The organism is Acidihalobacter sp. (assembly GCF_037381185.1).
GTDB lineage: Bacteria > Pseudomonadota > Gammaproteobacteria > DSM-5130 > Acidihalobacteraceae > Acidihalobacter_A.
This window is the reverse complement of record NZ_JARRQY010000015.1, coordinates 47137-53973: the sequence shown is the minus strand read 5'-3', so window position 1 is coordinate 53973 and position 6837 is coordinate 47137. Positions and strand designations below refer to the sequence as shown.

Below are 6837 nucleotides of genomic sequence, written 5' to 3'. Positions count from 1 at the left end.
TCGCTTCCCTGCGAAGGGCTGCTTGGCCGGCGTCCTGCCGGCCATCCCCGCCCAGGCGCACGTTCGCGAGGCAAGCGATCAGGGGGGATCAAACGTCAAAACAGGGCGGGTCCGAAGCGTATCTTTCTGTATTGGCTGATTCGTAGCTCGATGGTTGGGATGCGTTCTGTTTTGATTTGCCGCTTCCCGTTAGGCCTTGCCTCGAGCGTGCGCCCCGGCACGGGGTCGGGCGGCAGGGACGCCGCCCGAGCAGGCCTTGCCAGGAGGGCAAGTACCTGCGGTGCCCCGGGACGGGGTGTGCGCTCGAGGTCTGCCCGCAGGGACAAGGCCTTTCGGGTGCCTTTCTTTCGCCTCTTTCTTTGGGCATGCAAAGAAAGGGGCTCGGGCGCGTCACCCAAGTAGGATCAATACTGGAAACGCTGATTCGCGCCCGAAACGGACCTCAGCGCCAACAGAAACCATATACCCCGAATCGCGCCCGAAACCACCATCCCGCTTGTTCAACCGATTTGAATCGCTCGCTCGAATCATTCCGACCCCTTCCCCGGTTTTCTGCGCGAAACTCTGCACTTGCATCGTTGAGGCGCCCCCACCGGAGGCCCCGTCATGCTTACCCTGCGTAAGGCCGCCGAACGCGGCCACGCCGTGCACGGCTGGCTCGACAGTTGGCACAGCTTCTCCTTCGCTGATTATCACGATCCAAATCATATGGGCGTCTCCGCCCTGCGAGTGATCAACGAGGACTGTATCGCTCCCGGTGCCGGTTTCCCGACACACCCGCATCGCGACATGGAAATCATCACTTATGTGCTCGACGGCGCGGTGGAGCATCGCAACAGCGAGGGCAACCACGGCGTGATCCGTCCGGGCGAAGTGCAGCGCATGAGCGCCGGCACGGGTATTCGCCACAGTGAGATGAATCACTCGGATTCGGAGCCGCTGCATCTGCTGCAGATCTGGATTCTGCCCGCCGAGGAAGGTGTTCGACCCGGCTACGAACAACGTGCGTTCCCTATTGAAGAACGCCGCGGCCGCCTGCGCCTGCTCGCTTCGCCGGATGCCGCGCAGGGATCGGTGCGCCTGCATCAGGACGTTCGTCTTTACGGCACGTTGCTGGGAGCGGACGAATCGGTCGTACTGGACAAGGGAGACGGGCGCATCGCCTATGTTCACGTCGCACGCGGCGCGCTGGAGGTCAACGGCGAGCGTTTGAACGCCGGCGATGCGGCTACGGTCGAAGGCCGGGGACAGATCGCACTGGATGGCGTCGAGGCAGCGGAGGTGCTGCTGTTCGATCTGCCCGCACTCTGACCCAATTCAATCAACCAATGGAGAGTTTGATGTCACAGACAACACTGCAAGAGGACAATTCGGGATTCCGGGTCGAGGACGTGGCGTTGGCCGCGCTGTTTCTTGAGGCGCGCACGCATACTACCTGGCAGCCGCGCTCGGTCGGGGACAACGTGCTGCGCGAACTCTACGATCTGATGAAATGGGCACCGACCAGCATGAATTCGAGCCCGGCGCGGTTGGTGTTCGTCACCAGCACGGAGGGTAAGGAGCGCTTGGTCCCGACTCTTTCTCCCGGCAACGTCGAAAAGGCGCGCAGCGCGCCGGTGACCGTGATCGTTGCGCACGACACGATGTTTCAGGAGTACATGCCCACGCTGTTTCCGGCGAACCCGAATGCGCAGGATCTGTTTGCCGGCAATGACGCGCTGCGCGAGGCGACCGCTTTCCGCAACGGTACGCTGCAGGGCGCCTACCTGATCCTCGCCGCCCGCGCGCTGGGCCTGGACTGCGGACCGATGTCGGGTTTCGACAATGCCAAGGTGGATGCCGAGTTCTTCCCGGACGGGCGCTGGAAGTCGAATTTCCTGGTCAATCTGGGCTATGGCGATGCGGCAGGCGTGTTCCCGCGTAATCCGCGGCTGGATTTCGATGAGGTTTGCCGCATCGTCTAGGCCTTGTGGTCAGGCCGGCTCCGGCGCGCTGCGTCGCCCCAGCTTCCGCCACGCGCTCTGCACCGCGACGAACGTCAGGTAGATCACGCAGGCGGTGGCGACGATGCTCGCGCCGGAGCTGATGTCGAACACGTAGGCGGCTCCCAGCCCGACGACGCAGAACACCAGGCTCCACAGCCCGGCGCCGAGCATCATACCGACGAGGCTGCGGGTGTGGCGTTCGGCCAGGTACGGCGGAATGGTCAGCAGCGCGATGACCAGGATGAGGCCGACGACCTGCAGCATCATGACCACGGTTTCCGCCACCAGCACCAGCAGCATGAGGTGCAGTCCGTCGACCGGAATGCCGCGCGAGCGGGCGTAGTCCGGGTCGAAGGACAGCGACAGGATGTCGCGGAAATAGTACAGCGTCAGCGCGACGATCAGCGCGTCGGCGCCGAACATCAGCCACAGGTCGCGCGCCGGTACGGTGAGAATGCTGCCGAACAGGTAGCTCATCAGGTCCGTGTTGTAGCCTGGCGTGAGGTTGAGCAGGATGATGCCGAAGGCCATGCCGCCCGCCCAGATCACGCCGATCAGGGTGTCGGTGCGCTCGCGCCGGCGGCGCGTGACCAGGCCGAGCAATAGGGCCGCGGCGCCGGTGAATACGCCGGTGGTCGGCAGCACGGGCAGACCGGCGTAGAACGCCAGGCCCACACCTCCGTACGCCGAGTGGGCGATGCCGCCGGCCATGAACACCAGCCGGTTGACCACCACCAGGGCACCGATCACGCCGCAGGCGATGCTGACGAGCAGCGCGGCGAGCAGCGCATGCTGTACGAAGGTCTGCGCCAGCAGTTCGCTCAGGCTCATGCGCGCACCTCGCCGCTGGGCAGGGTTTCGGCGAGGTTGTGGATGTGCTCGTACACCGGGCAGCCGGCCTCGTGCACGCCGTACATCAGTTCGAGCATGGCCGGGGTCAGCTGCGGCCCGCCGGTCTGCACCAGGTAGCGGTTGACCGCGGCCAGGCCGGTGACGGCGTTGGCAGTGATGCCCAGATCGTGGCTGACCATGACGATGGTGGTTTCGCGCCCCAGGCCGGTCAGGGTTTCGACGATGCACTGGCGGCCGTAGGGGTCGATGTTGGACAGCGGTTCGTCCAGCAGGAGCAGTTCCGGGCGGGTGATCAGGGCACGTGCGATGAGCACGCGCTGGCGCTGTCCGCCGGACAGTTCCGGCAGGCGTTTGCCGGCCAGATCCTCGACGCCCACCCGGCGCATGGCTTCGCGCGCGCGCGCACGCTCGTCGCGCCAGAAACGCGGGCCGTGGCGGCGTCCGTGCGGCAGACCCATCAGCACGACTTCTTCCGCGGTGGCCGGGAAGCCGGGTGCCAGATTACTGTGCTGCGGCACGTAGCCGATGCGTGCGGGTTCGTCACCCGGGTCCTTGCCGAAGATGCGTATCCGCCCGCTTTGCGGCCTGAGCAGACCCTGTATCAGGCGTAGCAGCGTGGTCTTGCCGCCGCCGTTGGGGCCGACGATGGCGATGAAGTCGCCCTGACGGATGCGTAGGGCGACGTCGCTCAGGACGGGGCCGGACTCGTAGCCGAAATTCAGGCCTTCGATTTCGATGACTGGAGCGTTCATGCGCATATTGTCGACGCCGCGTGACCGCGTGTCACGCGGCGGACGGTCATCGCGCTTCAGATTCTAGTGGGTAAGCACCGCATGCAGGGCGGTCGCGATCGCTTCCATGCCTTTGGGCCAGTCTTCGGCTAGCGGGTCGATGGGTACCACGCGCCCGCCGAGTGCGTCGGCGATCGTGCGGGCGGCCTTTTGCGAGAACTGCGGTTCGACGAAGACCACCTTGATGCCGTTCTGGCGCGCGGTGTGAATCAGCGCGGCGAGTTGCTGCGGGCTCGGTTCCTTGCCTTCGGCTTCGATCGGGATCTGCTTGAGGCCGTAGGCGGCGGCGAAATAGCCGAAGGCCGGGTGGAAGACCATGAAGCGGTTCTGCTTGAGGTCGGCGCTCGCCAGCGTCTTCAGGATGGCGTCGTCGACGCGATTGATCGTCAGGGCGAAACGCTCGTAGCCGCGTCTGTAGTCGCCGGCATGGGCCGGGTCGGCTTTGACCAGGGCGTTCATGATGTTCATCGCCTGGATGCGCACCAGGGTTGGCGACAGCCAGATATGCGGATCGAGTCCACCGGCGGCAGCGTCGTCTTCATGGCCCGGGATCATCGGACTGCGCTGGATGCCGTGCTGTGTTTCCACGATACGCATATTCGGATTGGCCGAGCGGAAACGCGGCAGCCAGGTGCGTTCGAACGGTACGCCGATGGCGAAATACAGGCGGTCCCGGCTCAGTTCCGTGAGCTGGCGTGGGGTGGGATCGTAGGTGGCGGGCTCGAATCCGGGGCGCACCATGACCTGCACGTGCACATGGTCGCCGCCTATCGCTTCTACGAAGTACTTTTGCGGAAGTACGCTGACGGCAACGTTCAGCGGCGCTGCAAGAGCGGGTATCGAGAACAGGGTGAGCAAAGCGGCGAGGACGAATTGGCGCATGAGTTGTGAGTCCGATTGCATCAGAGAAGTTATATTATAACAATAATCTATTCCCTGAACAGCCGATTCGAAGACGTGCTCGGCAAGGACGGCGCGCCGTGCAATCGCGTGAACAGACACCTAGTCTAGAGAAGACGGCAGGCGCTGTGGGAGATCGCCATGCATATCTTCAGCACAGTGCTCCGTAGCTTCCTGGTGTTGGCGTTGTGCGGTGGTATGGCGCACGCGGCGGATACCGAATTGCGCCTGCCGGCCGGGTTCCATGCCGAGGTGGTGGCCGAGGGCCTTGGCCCCATACGTTTTATCGCGCTCGCGCCCGATGGCAGGCTGTACGCCAAGAGTCGCGGCAACGGCCTCACCGCGGTGCGCATGCACGATGGCCATGCCGTTCAGATCGAGCGCTTCGGTTCCGGCGCGGGCACCGGCATCGCCGTCAGGAACGGTTGGTTGTACTACTCGAGCAATACCGCGGTATACCGCTATCGTCTGGTGCCGGGGCAACTGGTGCCCAGCGGCGCGCCGCAACTGGTCGCCGGCGGTTTTCCGGTGCAGTTCCAGCATAGCGCCAAGGCCTTTGCCTTCGATGGATCAGGCAATCTCTATGTCGATGTCGGGGCGCCGTCGAACGCGAGCGGCCAGCCGGACAGGGCCCGGCGCGCGCGCGGCATCGATCCCGCGCCGCTGCTGCGGCGCCAGGGCGGCATCTGGCGCTTTCCTGCCGGTGCCGTGAATCAGTTCCAGGAGCGCGGCGGCGAACGCTATGCGACGGGGCTGCGCAACGTGCTTGCCCTGGCCTGGCAGCCGGTCAGCCGTCGACTGTTTGCCGTACAGATGGGGCGTGACCAGCTCGATACGGTTGCGCCGCAGTACTACACGACCGCCGACAATGCGCGCCTGCCCGCCGAAGAGATGTTCGCCATCACCCGCGGTGGCGATTACGGCTGGCCCTATACCTACTACGATCCGCAGCGCAAGGCGCGCATGCTGGCGCCCGAATTCGGGGGCGACGGACGCAAGCGCGCCACGCCCGGCCGCTATCCGGATCCGGTGGTGGCCTTTCCTGCGCATTGGGCGCCGATGCAGATGACGTTCTATACCGGCACGCAGTTTCCCGCGCACTACCGCGATGGCGCCTTCATCGCCTTCCACGGTTCGTGGAACCGGGCGCCGGAGCCGAAGGCCGGATATCTGGTGGCGTTCGTCCCGTTCGACCCCAAGGGGATGCCGACCGGACGTTACGAGGTTTTTGCCGACGGTTTCGCCGGGCGCACCGTGGTGCACTCACCGGGCCAGGCGACTTATCGGCCGTGCGGCATCGCGCAGGGGCCGGACGGGGCCCTGTATGTGGCGGATTCCGTGCGCGGGAGGATTTGGCGGATTACCTATCGAACGCCTTAGCCGGCTGTTGTCGAGCCGGCTCAGCCGCCGACTTCCGCCAATAACCCGGAAATCATCCTCCCCGCCTGGGCTCCATAACCGGCGCCGAACAGATGATGATGGTTGAGGATGTGATAGACGTTGTAAAGCGTGCGGCGCACGCCGTAGCCCGGATCGCGCGGCCAGGCGGCATCGTAGGCATCGTAGAAGGCCGCGCCCGGTGAGCCGAACAGTTCGGTCATGGCGATGTCGGCCTCGCGGTCGCCGTAGTACACCGCCGGATCGAAGATCGTCGGCTCGCCGCCGCTTCCGTAGCCCCAGTTGCCCGACCACAGATCGCCGTGTAGCAGCGAGCATTGCGGGCGGTAGCCGTCGAAGAACGCGGGCAGCACCTCCAGCAGTCGCTCGCCGTCGGCAAGCAGGTCGTGCGGTGCGCCGTCGCTTTCCGCCAGGCGCAACTGCGGACCGAGGCGGCAGTCCCGCCAGAACGCGATCCATTCCGAGTGTCGGGTGTTGCACTGCGGGGTGCTGCCGATGGTGTTGTCGCGCGTCCAGCCGAAGGCGTCGGCGCTGTGCCGGTGCAGCCGGGCAAGCGCTCCGCCGAGTCTTGCGGGCGCGGCAGGGCCGCTGAGTTCCAGATGCTCCAGCGCCAGCCAGGCACGCCCGCCGGCAACGCCTTGGGCGATGGGGCGCGGAATCCGCAGTGCCTCGGCCGCGGCCAGCTCTTCCAGGCCTGCCGCCTCGGCGGCGAACATCTCCGCAGCCTGCGCCTGATTGAGTTTGATGAAGAACCGCCCGGCCGAGGTGTCGAGCAGGAAGGCGGCGTTGATCGAGCCGCCGCCGAGCGCGCCGGAGCTGCGGATTTCGACGGGACGCTGCAGGGTTCGGGCCAGTTCGCCGGTGATGTGCGTCAGTATGTCCATGCTGCTGAAGAGTGCTCCGGGTAGCGC

7 protein-coding genes are annotated in these 6837 nt (G+C 65.4%); 3 read left to right on the top strand and 4 right to left on the bottom strand.

Features of this window, described 5'->3' with window-relative positions; translation table 11 throughout:
• Nucleotides 1-606 precede the first annotated feature (606 nt).
• Both P8014_RS07365 and P8014_RS07360 read left to right on the top strand, forming a co-directional pair.
• Entirely contained in the window at nt 607-1311 is a 705-nt protein-coding gene (locus P8014_RS07365; protein WP_337816666.1) for a pirin family protein, read from the top strand.
• Between the two features lie 29 nt (nt 1312-1340).
• Nucleotides 1341-1964: a malonic semialdehyde reductase gene (locus P8014_RS07360; protein ID WP_337816665.1), complete on the top strand. Its 624-nt coding sequence runs from the start codon at nt 1341-1343 to the stop codon at nt 1962-1964.
• 9 nt (nt 1965-1973) lie between these two features.
• Here P8014_RS07360 and P8014_RS07355 read toward each other — a convergent pair whose 3' ends face one another.
• The 3 genes from P8014_RS07355 to P8014_RS07345 all read right to left on the bottom strand — a co-directional run bounded on the left by P8014_RS07355 (nt 1974) and on the right by P8014_RS07345 (nt 4510).
• On the bottom strand, nt 1974-2816 hold the full coding sequence (locus tag P8014_RS07355; RefSeq protein ID WP_337816664.1) for a metal ABC transporter permease: 843 nt from the start codon (nt 2814-2816) through the stop codon (nt 1974-1976).
• Nucleotides 2813-3589 (bottom strand): ATP-binding cassette domain-containing protein, encoded by a 777-nt coding sequence (locus P8014_RS07350; protein ID WP_337816663.1) that lies wholly within the window; start codon nt 3587-3589, stop codon nt 2813-2815. The genes P8014_RS07355 and P8014_RS07350 overlap by 4 nt, the downstream gene beginning before the upstream one ends.
• A 63-nt stretch (nt 3590-3652) precedes the next feature.
• Nucleotides 3653-4510, bottom strand: coding sequence for a zinc ABC transporter substrate-binding protein (locus tag P8014_RS07345; RefSeq protein WP_337816662.1), 858 nt, complete (start codon nt 4508-4510; stop codon nt 3653-3655).
• Between the two features lie 159 nt (nt 4511-4669).
• Between P8014_RS07345 and P8014_RS07340 the strand changes: the two genes are divergently transcribed.
• Nucleotides 4670-5908, top strand: a complete 1239-nt coding sequence (locus tag P8014_RS07340; protein WP_337816661.1) for a PQQ-dependent sugar dehydrogenase — start codon at nt 4670-4672, stop codon at nt 5906-5908.
• A gap of 20 nt (nt 5909-5928) precedes the next feature.
• Here P8014_RS07340 and P8014_RS07335 read toward each other — a convergent pair whose 3' ends face one another.
• A complete protein-coding gene (locus P8014_RS07335) occupies nt 5929-6810 on the bottom strand; it encodes a fructosamine kinase family protein (RefSeq protein ID WP_337816660.1) in 882 nt (293 codons plus the stop codon).
• Nucleotides 6811-6837 lie beyond the last annotated feature (27 nt).